At 73.0% G+C, this 17152-nt stretch carries 10 protein-coding genes; 7 read left to right on the top strand and 3 right to left on the bottom strand.

The annotated features are described in order from the left end of the window. Positions 1 to 165 precede the first annotated feature (165 nt). Together gndA and ACQP2F_RS23570 are read left to right on the top strand one after the other, a co-directional pair. Positions 166 to 1605, top strand: coding sequence for an NADP-dependent phosphogluconate dehydrogenase (gene gndA, locus ACQP2F_RS23575; RefSeq protein WP_433290703.1), 1440 nt, complete (start codon positions 166 to 168; stop codon positions 1603 to 1605). Positions 1606 to 1761: 156 nt separating this feature from the next. Next, entirely contained in the window at positions 1762 to 3240 is a 1479-nt protein-coding gene (locus tag ACQP2F_RS23570) for a S8 family serine peptidase (protein ID WP_433290701.1), read from the top strand. Positions 3241 to 4219: 979 nt separating this feature from the next. Here the strand turns inward: ACQP2F_RS23570 and ACQP2F_RS23565 are convergent. Next, positions 4220 to 6544: a putative bifunctional diguanylate cyclase/phosphodiesterase gene (locus ACQP2F_RS23565; RefSeq protein WP_433290699.1), complete on the bottom strand. Its 2325-nt coding sequence runs from the start codon at positions 6542 to 6544 to the stop codon at positions 4220 to 4222. 75 nt (positions 6545 to 6619) lie between these two features. After that, complete coding sequence (gene pgm / locus ACQP2F_RS23560; RefSeq protein WP_433290697.1) at positions 6620 to 8263, bottom strand: phosphoglucomutase (alpha-D-glucose-1,6-bisphosphate-dependent); 1644 nt, start codon at positions 8261 to 8263, stop codon at positions 6620 to 6622. 81 nt (positions 8264 to 8344) lie between these two features. Between pgm and ACQP2F_RS23555 the strand changes: the two genes are divergently transcribed. From ACQP2F_RS23555 to ACQP2F_RS23545, 3 genes are all read left to right on the top strand, one after another. Further along, positions 8345 to 9997, top strand: a complete 1653-nt coding sequence (locus ACQP2F_RS23555) for a copper resistance CopC/CopD family protein (protein WP_433290695.1) — start codon at positions 8345 to 8347, stop codon at positions 9995 to 9997. Positions 9998 to 10068: 71 nt separating this feature from the next. Then, the gene (locus ACQP2F_RS23550; RefSeq protein WP_433290694.1) at positions 10069 to 10410 is read left to right on the top strand and encodes an STAS domain-containing protein; all 342 of its coding nucleotides are present in this window, start codon (positions 10069 to 10071) and stop codon (positions 10408 to 10410) included. 21 nt (positions 10411 to 10431) lie between these two features. Further along, complete coding sequence (locus ACQP2F_RS23545) at positions 10432 to 11217, top strand: YaaA family protein (protein ID WP_433290692.1); 786 nt, start codon at positions 10432 to 10434, stop codon at positions 11215 to 11217. A gap of 6 nt (positions 11218 to 11223) precedes the next feature. Here ACQP2F_RS23545 and ACQP2F_RS23540 read toward each other — a convergent pair whose 3' ends face one another. Continuing rightward, complete coding sequence (locus ACQP2F_RS23540; RefSeq protein WP_433290690.1) at positions 11224 to 11826, bottom strand: FKBP-type peptidyl-prolyl cis-trans isomerase; 603 nt, start codon at positions 11824 to 11826, stop codon at positions 11224 to 11226. Between the two features lie 246 nt (positions 11827 to 12072). Between ACQP2F_RS23540 and ACQP2F_RS23535 the strand changes: the two genes are divergently transcribed. Further along, a complete protein-coding gene (locus tag ACQP2F_RS23535) occupies positions 12073 to 13020 on the top strand; it encodes a hypothetical protein (protein ID WP_433290688.1) in 948 nt (315 codons plus the stop codon). Positions 13021 to 13051: 31 nt separating this feature from the next. Further along, positions 13052 to 17131 carry an MMPL family transporter gene (locus ACQP2F_RS23530; RefSeq protein WP_433290686.1) on the top strand — a complete coding sequence of 1360 codons (4080 nt, stop codon included), beginning with the start codon at positions 13052 to 13054 and terminating at the stop codon, positions 17129 to 17131. The last annotated feature ends 21 nt before the right edge of the window (positions 17132 to 17152 follow it).

Below are 17152 nucleotides of genomic sequence, written 5' to 3'. Positions count from 1 at the left end.
GTCCGCAGGCACGCGCCGACTCTACCGCCGCGCGGATCTTACGCGACGCGCAGGCCGTTGCGGGCGGTTTCCAACCCGGTGGGACGACCGGGATCGAACCAAGATCGGCCCGATCCCGTAGGTAACAATGAGGTCGTTGAGAGCAGCTAGGGAAGGACGTCAATGATGTCGGAGAAGGCACAGATCGGGGTCACCGGTCTGGCGGTGATGGGTCGCAACCTGGCGCGCAACTTCGCCCGGCACGGCCACACCGTGGCCCTGCACAACCGCTCGTACGGCCGTACCAAGGAGCTGGTCGAGCAGTTCGGCCACGAGGGGAAGTTCATTCCGTCGGAGAGCGCCGAGGACTTCGTGGCCAGCCTCGAGCGCCCCCGCCGCGTGGTGATCATGGTGAAGGCCGGCGCGCCGACCGACGCCGTGATCGACGAGTTCGCGCCGCTGCTGGAGAAGGGCGACATGCTCATCGACGCGGGCAACGCGCACTACCTGGACACCCGGCGGCGGGAGGCGGCGCTGAAGGAGATCGGCATCCACTTCGTGGGCGCCGGCGTCTCGGGTGGCGAGGAGGGCGCGCTGCACGGGCCGAGCATCATGCCGGGCGGCCCCAGGGAGTCGTACGAGGCTCTCGGCCCCCTGCTCGAGGACATCTCGGCCAAGGTGGACGGCGAGCCGTGCTGCGTGCACGTCGGCCCGGACGGCGCCGGCCACTTCGTCAAGATGGTGCACAACGGCATCGAGTACGCCGACATGCAGCTCATCGCCGAGGCGTACGACCTCCTGCGTCAGGTCGGCGGGCACTCCCCGGCCGAGATCGCCGAGATCTTCAAGGGCTGGAACTCCGGGCGCCTCGGGTCGTACCTGATCGAGATCACCGCCGAGGTCCTCAAGCAGGTAGACGCGGAGACGGGCAAGCCGTTCGTCGACGTGGTGCTCGACCAGGCCGAGCAGAAGGGCACCGGCCGCTGGACCGTGCAGGCCGCCCTCGACCTCGGCGTGCCGGTCAGCGGCATCGCCGAGTCGGTCTTCGCGCGGGCGCTGTCGGGCGGGGCCGAGACCCGCAAGGCGGCGCAGGAGGCGGGCCTGCCCGGCCCGTCGGCGTCGGCCGGCGCGCACGGCGGCGACCTGCAGGCCGACGTCGAGCAGGCGCTGTTCGCTTCCAAGATCGTGGCGTACGCGCAGGGCTTCCAGCAGATCCAGGCGGCCAGCAAGGAGTACGACTGGGAGATCGACCCGGGCGCGATGGCGAAGATCTGGCGGGCCGGCTGCATCATCCGGGCGAAGTTCCTGGACTACATCAAGCAGGCGTACGACAAGCAGCCGGACCTGGCGACGCTGCTGGTCGACGACTACTTCCTGGACGCGGTGAGCGGCGCCCAGGACGCGTGGCGCCGGGTGGTGGCGACCGCGGCGGCCCAGGGCATCCCGGCGCCGGGCTTCGCGTCCGCGCTGGCCTACTACGACGGTCTGCGGGCCGAGCGCCTGCCGGCCGCCCTGATCCAGGGCCAGCGCGACTTCTTCGGCGCCCACACGTACCACCGCGTCGACAAGGAGGGCTCGTTCCACACCCTCTGGGCCACCGACGACCGCAAGGAAGTCGAGGCCTAGGAGCCCGGTTCGGGGTGGTGCGCGCCGCCGGTGTGCACCACCCGGTGAACCGATCACCCGCTTTTCCTCAAGCCGCCCCGTTCCCGGCCGACGGTCACCCCGATCGCAACCGAGAAGCTACGGAGAGGGTGCGGCGTGGGGCGGACCAGAACAATCATGAGGACCGCGGCGGCGGCGTCGCTGTCGCTGGGGCTGGCGGGAGCCGCTTCGGTCGCGCCGGCGGCCCAGGCCGGGCCCGGCGGCGGCTGGTCGGGCCGGTGGCTGAGCACGGCGACCGGCACCACCGCGTCGACCACTCTCAAGGACGTCCGCTCGATCATCGGCGCGGACACCGGCGCGGCCGCGGGGCTGACCGGCGCGGGCGTCGGCGTGGCCCTGCTCGACACCGGCGTGGCGCCGGTGGCCGGGCTGCCGGCCGGGCAGATCGTCAACGGGCCGGACCTGTCCTTCGAGTCGCAGGCCGACAGCCTGCGCTACCTCGACTCGTACGGGCACGGCACCCACATGGCCGGCATCATCGTCGGCAACGACGCCGTGAGCGGCACGAAGGGCCTCGCGCCCGGGGCCAAGCTCACCTCGGTCAAGCTGGGCACCGCCAACGGCGCCGTCGACGTCTCCCAGGTGATCGCCGCGATCGACTGGGTGGTGGCCAACAAGGACGCCGACCCGGCCAACCCGATCCGGGTCATCAACCTCTCGTACGGCAGCGGCGGCAACCCGGCCGCGGCGACCGACCCGCTGCAGTACGCGGCCGAGCGGGCGTGGAAGGCCGGCATCGTGGTCGTCGCGGCGGCCGGCAACGACGGCGCCGCGGCCCGCACGCTGGACGACCCGGCCACCGACCCGTTCGTGCTGTCGGTCGGCGCCGCCGCCACCAGGGGCACGGCGGGCACGGCCGACGACGGCCTCGCCGCGTTCACCAACGGCGGCTCGGCCGACAAGGCGGTCGACGTGCTCGCCCCGGGCGAGTCGATCGTCTCGCTGCGCGACCCCGGATCCAGCATCGACGTCAACTACCCGGCGGCCCGGGTCGGCACCACCCTCTTCCGCGGCAGCGGCACCTCCCAGGCCGCCGCCGTCACGTCGGCCGCCGTCGCGCTGCTGCTGCAGGCCCGGCCGTCGCTCACCCCCGACCAGGTCAAGAACCTGCTCCGGCGGGGCACGACGCTGGCCGGCCAGACCGCCAGGGAGCTGAACGTCGGCACCGCGCTGGGGCTGGCCCCGGACGCGAGCGCCCCGCAGACCTTCCCGGCCTCGACCGGCAGCGGCGCGCTCGACGACGCCCGCGGAGGCAGCCGGGTGCTCAGCAACAACGTCGCGCTGAGCGGCGAGTACACGATCTGGGGCCCGTTCCACAGCGCCAACTGGGCGGCCTACGCGGCGGCCGGCCGCAGCTGGATCGGCGGCACCTGGATGGGCTCGATCATCGCCGGCAGCGGCTGGACCGGCACGTCGTGGGCCTCCCGCACGTGGGGGGCGGCGAACTGGGCGGGCGTGCCGTGGGGCGGCACGCAGACCTGGTCCGACCCGAGCTGGAGCGGGAAAGCCTGGTCGGGCAAGGCGTGGTCGGCCACCGACTGGAACGGCGCCCGGTTCGCCTCGAGCGAGGACTGGGCCACCACGAGCTGGGGCTGAGGCTTGCGGGGTCGAGGGAGGAAGCGGCGGCGGGCGCCACGAGCGCCCGCCGCCGCTCGCGCGGCAAAGACCGATCAATCGGACGCCCGCGTTTCCGGGCAGACCCGGGCCGTAGAAGGCCGTCGCCACTTCCGCGGCCGACTGGTCGCCGACCGGCCAGAGCGTTCCGATCACGTGCCGAAAGCCGGCCAACTGGCAGGCGCTCACCAAGGTGTGCGCCCACGTCGCCTCGGGTGCCGGTTCGGGAACCGACGCGACGAGGACACTCGTCCCGGTCGCCGGCGCCGTGCCCGGCAGACCGACCAACGTCCGCAATGTCGGCGCGTACGACGACACCACCAAGTCCATCGCCGACGGGCCGCCCGGCGTTCCAGGGGCATGGAGCGGAAGGCCGGCCAGCAAACCGGTCGGGATCCACCAAAGGCGCCGTGCGTTCCACTCGTCGGCGGGCAGGCTGTCAAGCCTGTCGCCGCGCTCGCCGTCGCTCTGACCATTGCCGGTCCGGGTCCAAAGCTCGGTCCATCGACGCGGCCGCGACACCACCCATCACCATCTCCGTCGCGCGGGTGGTCATTCCCTGCCGAAGTCCCGCCTGAGCACGCCGGAACTCCTCGGCGAGATCATGGTCGGTCCCCTCCAACCGAGAGAGGTCACCCCCGGTGTCGAGCAGGTGCGGCAGAAGGATTCCACGGCCGATCTCCGCAACCTCGGCCGCCGCGACGGCGGCTGTCGCCGCGGACTCCGGGTCGGAAACCTCCAGTCGAGTCGCCACCGCCTCGCCGACCAGGCCGAAGTGGCCGCCGACGGCGAACTGCCGATCTCTCTCCGGACGGCAACCCGAGCCGGGTCGGCCGGATGACCCATCTGTGGATCGCTTACCGGCTCCGGTATGGCGCTACACGCGACCCGTCGGACCTGACCGCAGCGATGAGGTGGCAGCGCGAGGTTGCCGCCGCGGGCGGGGTCTGAGCGGGACCGCTCAGATGATCACCGAGACCGGGTCGGCGGCCATCAGGGCGCCGGCCTCGTCGGCGGGCAGCGGCTTGGCCATGAAGAAGCCCTGTCCCAGGCGGTAGCCCATGTCGCGCAGGCGGTCCAGCTGGGCCTCGCTCTCGATGCCCTCGGCCACCGCCGACAGCTGCAGGTACTCGGCCAGCTGGGCCACCGCCGCCGCCACCGCCAGGCGGCCGCGGTCCTCGCCGTCGGCGATGCCGTCGACGAACGACTTGTCCAGTTTGAGCACGTCGACCGGGAACGCCCGCAGCAGCGACAGCGACGACTGCCCGGTGCCGAAGTCGTCCAGCGCCAGCCGGACGCCCATCTGGTGCAGCGCGTTCAGCGTCTCGCGGACCTGCCGGCCGTCGGCCACCGACGACTCGGTGATCTCCACGACCAGGTTCTGCGGCAACAGGCCGGTGTCGCTGAGCACGGCCGCGACCTCGTCGACGAAGCCGGGCTCGCGCAGCTGGCGGACCGCCACGTTCACGTTGATCGCCTTGATCGCGCCCGCGCCGTACTGCGCCTGCCAGCGGGCCAGCTGCTCGCACGCCTCGCGCAGCACCCACGAGCCGAGCGGCACGATCAGGCCCGAGCGCTCGGCGACCGGGATGAAGTCGCCGGGCGAGACGAAGCCGCGCACCGGGTGCTTCCAGCGCACCAGGGCCTCGGCGCCGTGCAGGCGGCCGGTGACGATGTCGAAGACGGGCTGGTAGAGCAGGAACAGCTCGTTCCGGATGATCGCGTTGTGCAGCTCGCTGCCCAGGCGCGCGTGGTTGACCACGTCCTGGCGCATCCGCGGCTCGAAGCGCACCCAGGCCGCCTTGCCGCCCTCCTTCGCCGCGTACATCGCGATGTCGGCGTTGCGCAGCACCTCGTCGGTGCTGTCGCCGGGCCCGGCGATCGCCACGCCGACGCTGGCGTTGGTGAGCAGCTGGTGCTCGCCGACCCGGAACGGCTCGGCCAGGGCCGTCAGTGTCCGCTGGGCCGCCTCCTCGGCGGTCTCGACGTCGTCCGCGTCGAGCAGGACCGCGAACTCGTCGCCGCCGAGACGGGCCGGCAGCTCGCGGACCTGGCCGTTGACGCGCAGCCGCTGGGCGACCTGGTAGAGCAGCTGGTCGCCGAGGGCCGGGCCCATCGAGTCGTTGATCATCTTGAAGTCGTCGATGTCGATCAGCAGCACGGTCACGGCGCGGTGGGCGGCGAGCCGCTCGGTGAGCGCGCCGGCGAACCGGGTGCGGTTGGCCAGCCCGGTCAGCGGGTCGGTCATGGCCAGCCGCTCGAGCTCGGTCTGCTGGTCGCGGATGCCCTCGACCAGGCGCTTGTTCTCACGCAGCCCGAGCAGCTGGCGGGCGACGACGCAGACCACGATCAGCACGCCGCCGACGATCACGGCACGCTCGCGGCCGCTCATCTGCCGGGCCGAGACGGTGATGACCAGCCCGGCGGTGGCGGTGACGGCCAGGAGCGGGAGCATGTCCCACAGCGAGCGGCGGTGCTTGATCTCGTCGGTGGCGCCCTCGGCGCCGGCCGGGCGGGCCAGGACCAGGCGCTGGCGGTGGGCGGCCAGGCAGAACGACAGGGCCACCACCGGGCCGGTCAGCACCGAGCTGATCAGGCGCGGGGTCGGCGAGCCGGCGATCAGCAGCACGGCCAGCGCGACGGCCACGATCGGCGCCACCGCGAGCAGCCGCAGGGCCAGCGAGTCGACCGGGGCGCCGGGAGCGACCGCGGCCTTGCCGATGATGAAGAGGCTGAGCAGGCCGCCGACGCCGACGACGCCGGCCAGGGCCCGGGTGGTCAGGTCGGTGCCGGAGGGCGCGAAGCTGAGCACCACGTAGCAGAAGATCAGCGTGCCGGCCACGGCGACGGTGGCGCCGTCGAGCAGGATCCGGGCCCAGCCGAGCGGGGTGCGGTCGCCCAGCGGCAGCCGGCCCAGCGCGAACATGACCCAGAAGATGCCGAGCACGTTCGGGCCGGCCGTGTAGAGCGACATGCCGGCGTTGTTGTTGGCCAGCACGACCGCGGCGACGGCGCCGGCCAGCAGCAGGATCGAGGCGTGCGACAGCTGCCGCCAGAAGGCGCGGACCGGGCGGGGCACCATGATCGAGGAGCCGATCCGCTGGCAGGCGTAGATCGCCGCGGCGATCGCGATGGGTCCGCCGGTGTAGCCGGGGTAGAGACCGCCGGGCTGTCCGAGCAGCAGCCAGCCTGCCACCGCGGCCAGGCACGCGGCCGCGATCAGCAAGGGTCCTAGCCCGCTGCCGGTCCCTCGGGGCCGCGCGGCGGGCACGACACGATCTGGCATGCGCTCCCCTGGGCTCCCGAGTCGGTATGGCTTTGCGGCATACCAGTCGGCCGGGAGCCCGGCGAGCTGAGCAATTCAGCCCTTCAGTGCGGCGGAGACCACGCCGCGAGCTTCCTCCTGGATGCGGGCGAGCGCTTCCGGGCCGTGGAACGACTCGGCATAGATCTTGTAGACGTCCTCGGTGCCGGACGGGCGGGCGGCGAACCAGCCGGAGGCCGTGGCGACCTTGAGGCCGCCGATCGCGGCGCCGTTGCCGGGCGCGGTGGTGAGCACCGCGGTGATCGGCTCGCCGTCCAGCTCCTTGGCCGTCACCTGCTCGGGCGAGAGCTTGGCCAGCACCGCCTTCTCCTCGCGGGTGGCGGGCGCGTCGATCCGGGCGTACGCCGGCTCACCGAACCGGGCGGTCAGGTCGCGGTAGTGCTCGCTCGGCGTCCGCCCGGTCACCGCGATGATCTCGGAGGCGAGCAGGTCGAGGATGATGCCGTCCTTGTCGGTGCTCCAGGCCGAGCCGTCGCGGCGCAGGAACGACCCGCCCGCGCTCTCCTCGCCGCCGAAGCCGACCTCGCCCGACAGCAGCCCGGGCACGAACCACTTGAACCCCACCGGCACCTCGTCGAGGCGGCGGCCCAGGTCCTCGGCGACCCGGTCGATCATCGAGGAGGAGACCAGGGTCTTGCCGATGGCGGCGCCGGACGGCCAGTTACCCCGCTGCTTGAACAGGTAGGAGATGGCGACGGCCAGGTAGTGGTTCGGGTTCATGAGGCCGGCGTCGGGCGTGACGATGCCGTGCCGGTCGGCGTCGGCGTCATTGCCGGTGGCGATCTGGAACCGGTCCTTCTGGTGGATCAACGACGCCATCGCGTACGGCGAGGAGCAGTCCATCCGGATCTTGCCGTCCCAGTCGAGGGTCATGAAGCCGAAGGCCGGGTCGACGCGCGGGTTCACGACCGTCAGGTCCAGGCCGTACCGCTCGCCGATCTCGCCCCAGTAGGCGACGCTGGCCCCGCCGAGCGGGTCGGCGCCGATCCGGACGCCCGCGTTGCGGATGGCCTCGAGGTCGATCACCGAGGGCAGGTCGGCGACGTAGCCGTCGAGGAAGTCGTAGCCGCTGACCAGCTCGGAGGTGCGGGCCCGGGCGGCCGGCACCCGGCGCACCTCGCCCAGGCCGGCCGCGATCAGCGCGTTGGCCCGGTCCTGGATCCATTTGGTGGCGTCGGTGTCGGCCGGCCCGCCGTTGGGCGGGTTGTACTTGAAGCCGCCGTCGTCCGGCGGGTTGTGCGAGGGGGTGACCACGACGCCGTCGGCGAGCCCGCTCGTGCGGCCCCGGTTGTAGGCCAGGATCGCCCGCGACACCGACGGGGTCGGCGTGTAGCCGTCCCGGCTGTCGATGAGCGTGGTGACGTCGTTGGCGGCGAACACCTCGAGCGCGGTGATCATGGCCGGCTCGCTCAGCGCGTGCGTGTCGCGGCCGAGGAACAGCGGCCCGTCGGTGCCCTGGGCCCGGCGGTACTCGACGATCGCCTGGCTGGTGGCGGCGATGTGGTCGGAGTTGAAGGCGGTCCTAAGCGACGAGCCGCGGTGGCCGGAGGTGCCGAACGCGACCCGCTGGGCGACCTCGGCCGGGTCCGGGTGCTCGGTGTAATAGCGCGAGACCACCCTCGGCACGTCGATCAGATCACGGGCCTCGGCGGGCGTTCCGGCACGGGGGTCAACGGACATGGGTGGCCTCCTTAGCTACTCTCGCAGCCTATCGATACCCACTTGAACTTTTCCCGCACGGGATCCGAACTACGAGGTGTGATGCGGGCTCTGCGCGTGCTTGGCGTGCTCCTCCTGGCGCTCGGCGCGCTCCTGCTCCCCGCGGGACCGGCCAGCGCCCATGCCGCGCTGCTCGGCTCCACCCCGGCGCCGGGCAGCATCATCGGGTCCTCCCCGAGCGAGATCGTGGTGACCTTCAGCGAGGCGGTCACCCCGGTCACCGGGCGGGTGCAGGTGCTCGACCCGGACGGCAAGCGGATCTCCGGCGAGCCCCGCGTGTCCGGCGCGACCCTGCGCATCCCGGTCCGGCGAGCCGCGCAGCCGCTCGGCACCTACCTGGTCAGCTACCGGGTGATCTCGGCCGACAGCCATCCCGTCGGCGGCGCGATCACGTTCTCGGTGGGCGCGCCGTCGGCCGCGCCGCCGGCGGCCGGGGAGGCGGAGACCCATCGTTCGGTCGCGGTGGCGACGCCGGTCACGCGCTTCCTCGGGTACGCGGGACTGACGCTCGCCGTGGGACCGGCCCTGTTCCTGGGGCTGTTGTGGCCGCGGCGCCGCTCCCGGCTCGGCGCGACCCGGATGGCGTACGCCGGCCTGGGGTTGACGGCTCTCGCCACGCTCGCGTCGCTCTACGTCCAGGCGCCGGCGAGCAGCGGCGCCGCTCTCGGCGACGTCTCCGGAACCGAGCTGCGGCAGGTGCTGACCAGCTCGTTCGGGTTGACCCTGCTGGCCCGCCTGGCGGTGCTCGCGATCGTGGCCGGCCTGCTGCCGCCGGTGCTGCGCGGCACGGCGTCGCGGCCGCGCGCGCTGGCCGTCGCCGTGGCCGCGCTCGGCGGGCTGGTCACCTGGCCGCTGACCGGGCACGCGGCCGCCGCCCCGCTCACCGCCGCCATCGTCGCCTCCGACGTCGTGCACCTGGCGGCGATGGCGGTCTGGCTCGGCGGGTTGATCACGCTGAGTGTCTTCCTGCTGCGCCGCACCGACCCCCGGGTGCTCGGCGTGGTGCTGCCGGTCTGGTCGCGCTGGGCGGCGCTCGCCGTCGTCTGGCTGGTCGCCGGCGGCGTGGTGCAGGCCGTCGTCCAGGTCGGCTCGATTCCCGCGCTCTGGCACACGTCGTACGGCCGCCTGCTGCTCGCGAAGGTCACGGTGCTCGCCGCGACGCTCGCCGTCGCGTTCCTCGCCCGCCGGATGGTCGGCCGCCGCCAGGTCGTCACCGCCGGCCCGTCCCGGATGCGCCGCACGGTCGGCGCCGAGGTGCTGGCGACCGTCGTGATCCTCGGCCTCAGCTCGGTGCTGGTGCAGGTCAACCCCGGTCGCAGCGCCACCGTCGACCAGGGCGCGGTCCGCGACGAGGGTGTGTCGCAGACGCTGACCTGCCCGCTCTACACGCTGCAGTTCAACATCTTCCCGGCCCAGCTCGGCGACAACAACACGATCCACGCCTTCGTCTACACCCCGGCCGGGGCGCCGCTGCCGGCCGACGAGTGGACGGTCTCGTCGCAGCTGCTGGGCCGCGACCTCGAGCCGGTCACCCAGCCGCTGCTGCCCCTGCTGCCCCGGCACCACGCGGCCGGGGCGATCGCCTTCCCGTACCCCGGCACCTACGAGATCAAGTTCACGGTCCGCATCGGCGAGCTGAACCAGGCGACCGTCAAGACCACCGTTTCGGTACCGTCCGATACCGCCACGAGGTGACTTTCGGTCACCTTCTGGGCAAGAGGAAGAGCCAGCATCCCGCGCGCCTCTAGCCTTGGAGGTATCTTGCCGTGCACGTGTCCGTCGTCGGCAACCCCGACGCCTCGGTCGTGGTCACCGTCCGGGGAAACTTGGACATCGACAGCGCCAGCGTCCTGACCACCAGCCTCGACCAGGTGCTGGACCGCCCCGGTCCGCGCGTGGTCGTCGACCTGGCCGGCGTCGAGTTCTGCGACTCGACCGGCCTGTCGGCCTTCGTCCTGGGCCACAACCGGGCCCGCGCCTCCGGCGGCTGGCTGCGGCTGGCCTGCCCGAGCCCGTTCCTCGCCACCTTGCTGGAGACGGTGGGCCTGGCCCGGCGCATGGGCGTCTACCCCACGGTGGCCGAGGCCCTGGCCGACACCGCCGGCTAGGCCGGTGTCTACGCTCGCGACGTGCTGATCCTGCTGCCTCCGTCCGAGGGCAAGACCCCCGCCACCGCCGGCGACCCGCTCGACCACGACCGCCTCTGGCTGCCGGCCCTGGCCCCGGCCCGCAAGCGGGTGCAGACCCGGCTGGTCGCGCTGTGCCGGCGCACCAGCGCCCGGTCCGTGGCCGAGTCGCTGCGCGTGCTCGGCCTCGGCGACGGTCAGCGCGACGAGCTGGCCCGCAACGCGGTGCTGGCCGAGGCCCCGGCCGCACCGGCGGCGGAGATCTACACGGGCGTGCTCTACGAGGCCCTGGGCGCGGGCACGCTGGCGCCGGCCGCCCGGGCATGGCTCGACGAGACCGCGGTCGTCTTCTCCGGCCTGTGGGGCGTGGTGCGGCTGACCGACCGGATCCCGGCCTATCGGTGCTCGGTCGGCGTCACCCTGCCGGCGGTGGGCGGGCTCACCGCGTACTGGAGGAAGGCCTTGAAACCGAAGCTCGACCCGGCGGCCGCCGGCGGGCCGGTGCTGGACCTGCGGTCCGGCGCCTACGCGGGCATGTGGGCACCGCCGGGCCCGGAGACGGCGACGATGCGGGTGCTGCACGAACGCGACGGCAGACGGACCGTCGTCAGCCACTTCAACAAGGCGACCAAGGGCCGCATCGTGCGATCGCTGGCCGAGGCCGGCGCCGCCCTGGAGTCCATCGACGACGTGGTCGCCGCGCTCAAGGAGCTGGGCTGCACCGTCGAGGAGTCCGGGACCGCGCCGGGCCGGCCACGTCAGCTCGACGTGATCGTCGCCGAGCTGTAGAAGGCCCTACTGCGCGGCGAGGATGTCCACGACGAAGCGCAGGTCGCCCTGCTGCGCGCCGTACGCGAGGGCGGCCGGCACGTCGAGCTGCAGGCGCGAGCCGACCTTCTGGCCGGGGATGCCCTCGTCCCAGCCCTGGATCACGGCGCCGACGCCGATCTGGGTGGAGAAGGGCTGGCCGCGCGTCCACGAGGAGTCGATGACCTCGCCGGTCTTGTACGAGACCAGCTTGTAGTTCGCGGTGATCGTCTGGCCCTTCTGGACCGCCGGGCCGGTGCCCTGGACGATCGGGGTGATCACGAGCTTCGACAGCGTGCCCTTGCCCGCCTTCACGTCCGGCTCCTTGGCCAGCGCGGCCGGCGTGTTCACCGACGCCGGAGCCGGCGCCTCCGCGGTCGGCTGGGCCGCCTCGGACGGGGCCTCGGCCGGCGCCGACGCGGCGGGCGCGGCCGCCGGAGCGGACTTGTCCGAATTATCGTGATGCTTCACCAGCGCGAAGACGACGGCCAGGACGACGAGGATCGCCACCCCGGCGGCGGCGCCGGCGACCGCCTGCCCGCGGCGCTTCGCCGCATCGCCGGTGCTCGGGCGCACGGTCTGGGTGCTCATATGTGTCGACTCTCCTGTAACGGGCTGGGCGGAAACTTCCGACACGGTACCCGTAGCGGTGCGCAACGCCGCGGGAAACCTCCACCGAACCGCCGAGGTGGGTGATCGACCGTCCGGACGGTCACGCAAATAGGCCTAGCCCGTGACTGATCGAAGTGAGATCGTTTACCGGCTCAGCAAGCGAGACGTCATGAAAAAAGATTCACGGCCGGGCGGGGCCGTGCGAACGACCAGGGGAGGGTCGGTTTGCCGTCGACCGAAGATGGTCGCCCACCCGCGCGCTACCGGAGAACAGGTCACACCGGATTCCGCCGCGCCGCGGACTCCCCCGAGATCCAGGCACGGGACCGCCGCGGATGGAACGAGATCGCCTCGTCGGCCTCGGTGATCCTGGCCGGCGTGATCGTCGTGATCGGATTCGGCTTCATCGCGAGCCGGGCCATGCGCTCCGACCACGACAACCCGTTGCCCGACCCGCCGCCGACCGCGGCCCTGGGCGGCGCCGAGCTGCCCAGCACCGGTCCCGGCGGGCTCATCCCGCTCGGCAGCCCGTCGCCCTCGCCGGCCTCGTCCTCGCCGTCGCCGTCGCCCTCGTCGTCGTCGCCGATCCCGCCGGCCAGGAAGCCGGCCACCAGGCCGCCCGACAACGGCGCGATCGCGCTGACCGCCGGCGCCGTGCCGGGCCTGGTCGACCTGACCGCCGAGGGCCGGCGCGACTGGGTGCACTGGGGCGAGGACGGCACGTTCTCGCTCGAGCGCAGGAAGGACGGCGGCTTCGCGATCCTCGAGGGCACGCCGACCGCGCCCCGGTTCCGGCACGCGCTGAGCCCGCAGCGGTTCGCGTGGACCGGGGGCGACCCGGTCGACCACAGCGACGGCACGCCGACCGGCATCCGCACCTGCGGCGCGGGCAACGCCTTCACGATCTCGGCGCCGGCCGCCACCGGCAACCGGACGCTGCGGCTCTACCTGGGGGTGGTGTCGGCCAAGGGCACCCTGCGGGCGAGCCTGTCGGCCGGGTCGGCGACCGCCTCGGCCACGTTCGAGCAGCGGGACGGCTCCTTCCACTCGGTGGTCTACACGCTCACGTACCGGGCGCCGAAGACCGCCAGGATCAATCTGACGTGGACGACGACGCAGGCGTTCGGGGACGGCTGCGGCGGGGTGGCGCTGGAAGCCGCCACCCTGCGCTGATTTTCATAGTTGTACGGCGATAAAAGGGGAAATGGTGTTCGCGGGCTGGGGATCGTGGGTCGCCCGTCTCCGCTGGCCGGTGCTGATCGTGACGCTCATCGCGATCATCAACGCCGGCCTGTGGGGGCTGGGTGTGTTCGGGAAGCTGACCGAGGGCGGGTACAACGACCCGAACAGCGAGTCGACCCAGGCCGCCGACGTGGCCCAGGAGGCGTTCGGCGCGCAGGGCGGCGACCTCGTCGTCATCTACACCCCGGTCAAGGGCAAGATCGACGACGCCGCGCTCGGCAAGCGCATCAAGGCCTCGCTGTCGCGGCTGCCGAAATCGGCGGTCACCTCGACCGCGTCGTACTGGTCGGCGAAGAACCCGCAGTACGCCGCGAAGAACAAGCACAGCGCCGTTGCCGTGATCACCCTGGCCGGCGGTGACGACGCGGGCAAGCTCGAGTCGTACCGGGCGATCGACGACAAGTTCGCGGTCCAGGGCGCGACCGTGCAGCTGTCCGGGGCGACCGCGCTGGCCGACGCCTCATCCGCCCGCTCGACCAAGGATCTGGGCACGGCCGAGCTCATCTCGCTGCCGATCACCCTCGTCCTGCTCGTGCTGATCTTCGGCTCGCTGGTGGCGGCGTCGCTGCCGGTGCTGGTCGGCGGCGCGGCGGTGGCCGGCTCGCTCGGCATCCTGCACGCGATCTCGGCGACCAGCGACGTCAACTCGTTCGCCGTCAACGTGGCGAGCCTGCTCGGCCTGGGCATGGCGATCGACTACGGCCTGTTCATGGTCGGCCGCTTCCGGGAGGAACAGGCCGAGGGCCGGGACCCGATCGAGGCGGTCTCCCGCACGGTCGGCACCGCCGGGCGTACCGTCGTCTTCTCCGCCACCCTCCTGATGATCGCCCTGGCCGGCCTGCTGCTGTTCCCGCAGGGTTTCCTCAAGTCGCTCGCCTACGGCGGGCTCGCCGCCGTCTTCCTCGCCGCGGTCCTCTCGCTCACCCTGCTTCCCGCGTTGCTCGCGGTGCTGGGTCCCAAGGTCGACAAGATTCCGGTACGCCTGCCCGGCCGCTCCGGCAAGGAGCCGGGCTCGGGGTGGAGGAAGCTCGCCGGTGTCGTGCTCAAGCGGCCGCTGCTGGTCGCCATCCCGATTCTCGGCATCCTGCTGCTGCTCGCCTCCCCCGTGCGCAACGTGCATTTCGGCGAGAGCGACGAGCGCATCCTGCCGGCCGGCGACCCGTCCCGGACCGCGATCGAGACGCTGAAGGCCGACTACCCGCAGTTCACCGGCGACAGCGTGCAGATCGTGCTGCGCAACGCCCAGGACAGTGCCGCCTTCGCCGTCGCCCTGCGGCAGATCCCCGGGATCAGCCAGATCGGCCCGTCCCGCAAGCAGAAGGGCGTCACGCTCTTCACCGCGACGCTCAAGACCAAGGACGCGTTCAGCACCGAGGCCCGGGACGTGGTCGACGCGATCCGGGCGCTGCCGGTGCCGGCCGGGGCGACGCTGCTGGTCGGCGGCACGACGGCGCGCAACGTGGACAGCCTGGAGGCGACCGCCGAGCGCCTGCCGCTGATGATCGGCCTGCTGGTCGGGGCGACGCTGCTGCTGATGTTCCTGGCCTTCGGCTCGGTGCTGCTGCCGATCAAGGCGGTGCTGATGAGCGCGATCAGCCTCAGCGCCACCTTCGGCGTGCTCGTCTGGATCTTCCAGGACGGCCACGGGTCCGATCTGCTCGACATCAGCCCGGCGCCGCTGGAGGTCGGCATCGTCGTGCTCATGGCGGCGGTCGTCTTCGGCCTCTCCACCGACTACGAGGTCTTCCTGCTCTCCCGCATGGTCGAGGCCCGCACCCGCGGCGCGTCGACGAACGAGGCGGTCACCACCGGCCTGGCCCGCACCGGCCGGGTGATCAGCGCGGCCGCCCTGCTGCTCATCGTGGTCACCGGGGCGTTCGCGCTCTCGGCCGTGACCACCATGCGCTTCGTCGGCGTCGGCATGATCATCGCGCTGCTCCTGGACGCGACCGTCGTGCGCATGCTGCTGGTGCCCGCGATCCTGCGCCTGCTGGGCGACGCGGCCTGGTGGGCGCCCGGGCCGCTGCGGCGGCTCCAGCAGCGGGCCGGGCTTTCCGAGTACGCCGGGGAGCAGCCCGCCGACGAGCCCGCCGGCCGCCACGCGGCGCCCGACGACACCCAGGTGATCCGGTACGCGCCCTACGGCTCGGGGTCGCACGCGCTGCCGGCCACGGCGGCCGCCCGGTCCGGCGCCGCCGAGCCGATCGCCCTGCCCGGCGCGCCCGAGGCCGTCGCCCTGCCCGGCGCGCCCGCGGCGTTCGCACTGCCGGCCGCGCCGATGGACGACTCGACCCAGGTCTTCGCCCGCTTCGAGGACACGGCCGTGCTGCGCCTGCCCGCGCTGTCGCCCGACCCGCACGCCGGCGCCGACATCGAGGAGGTCGAGGCCGAGGCCGTGCCCGACTTCTCCCGGACCGCGCTGCCCGCCCCCGACGACGACACCATCCTCGACGCCGAGATCCTCGAGGACTCCCCGGTCGACGCCGAGACGTCGTGGGGCCTGTCCCCCGCGCCCGCGGAGGCGTCGATCGAGCCCGGCCGCATCCCGCCCGCCGATCTGACGTCGTTGCTGCCGGCCGTGCCCGAGTTCGAGCCCAAGGCGTCGTGGGCAAAGCCCGACCCGGACGGCTTCTTCTTCGGCGCCCCCGCCGCCTCGTCGCCGGCGCAGGCGCCGCTCTCGGGCCCGCCGTCGTCGCCTTCGACGCCGCCGGTCGAGGAGGAGGCCGTCGCCTTGCCGGCGTTCGCCGAGGCCGAAGCGGAGCCGCGGGTTCCGGCCGAGCAGCAGGTTCCTTCCGAGCCGCGGGTCCCGGCCGAGCCGTTCGCCGACGTCTCCGCCGAGCCGGCCGAGGCGTCGTCCGTCGGCACCCCCGCCGAAACCGCGGAGGCGCCCTCCTTCGACATCCCCGCCGAGGCGGAGGCCGAAGACTTCACCAGGCCCGCCCAGCCCATCTCGTCTGCTGATTCCTTCTCGCGCGCGGAACCCATCGCCGACGCGGAGCCCGAGCCCGAGGTCTTCGCCGACGCCGCGTCCGAGACCGTGGCCTCGGCTTTCGTGGACGACGACGAGGACGACGCTGAAGCTCAAGTTGAGGTTGAGGCTCGGGTGGAGGGCGAGTCTGAGGCTGAGGTCGAGCTTGAGGCCGGGGAGGTCTCCCCTGCGGTTGTGGACGAGCCGGTCGCGGAAGAGCCGGTCGCGGAAGAGCCGGTCGCGGACGAGCCGGTCGTCGAGGAGCCGGTCGCGGAAGAGCCCGTCGTCGAGGAGCCGGTCGCCCAGGAGCCGGTCGCGGAGGAGCCGTTCGTCGAGGAGCCGTTCGTCGAGGAGCCGTTCGACTACGAGGCGGCGGCGCAGGCGTTCGGTTATGAGCCGGTTCGGTATGAGCCGTTCGTGCCCAGCTTCAGCGAACCCTTCGACGACACCTATGTGCCGGCGGCGCCGCTCGATGAGCCGGCGCCGACCGTGGACCTGAGCGAGCGTGCCGGGCGGCCGGCCACGCTCGCCGACACGTGGCGCCCGGGGCGGGCGGACGGGCAGACATCGACGCCACGCGGGGCTACGCTCGGCGATCAACCGCTCCCCCGCCGGCCGATCCCCTCCCGTCCGGAGCCTCAGCCCATGACCGACTTCTCGCCGCCGGCTCCCCCGGCCGGACCGGCGACATCGACGACGGCGTCCCCGGCGCCGGGCTCGGTGCCGTCGACGGCCCCAGCCGAGCAGCCCGTGCAGAACATCGAGCCCGGGGCCTCGGTGCCCGTACATCCGGATGGTGCGCCGAGCCGGCGGCCGGCCGATCTGGCCGACCACCTCCGTGAGTCCCGCCCGGCCGATCTGAGCGACTACACCGCCGGCAAGGTCCCGCGGATGCGCCGGCCGGCCGAGCCGCCCGCGCCGGTGAGCCGCCGCCCGGCCACGCTGGCCGACCATCTGTCCACGCGGAAGCCCTCGTCGCCGACGCCGGCGTCAGCGGGCCCGGGGACGCCGGCATCGCCGCCGACGGCCGGAGACGACACGCACGACCTGCGGGACCACGCCCGCCGCGACTGACGCCCGGCTCTGCTCATGCGG

It is taken from the genome of Actinoplanes sp. CA-030573 (assembly GCF_050951115.1).
Classification (GTDB): Bacteria; Actinomycetota; Actinomycetes; order Mycobacteriales; family Micromonosporaceae; genus Actinoplanes.
This window is presented reverse-complemented; position numbering and strand designations above follow the sequence as displayed.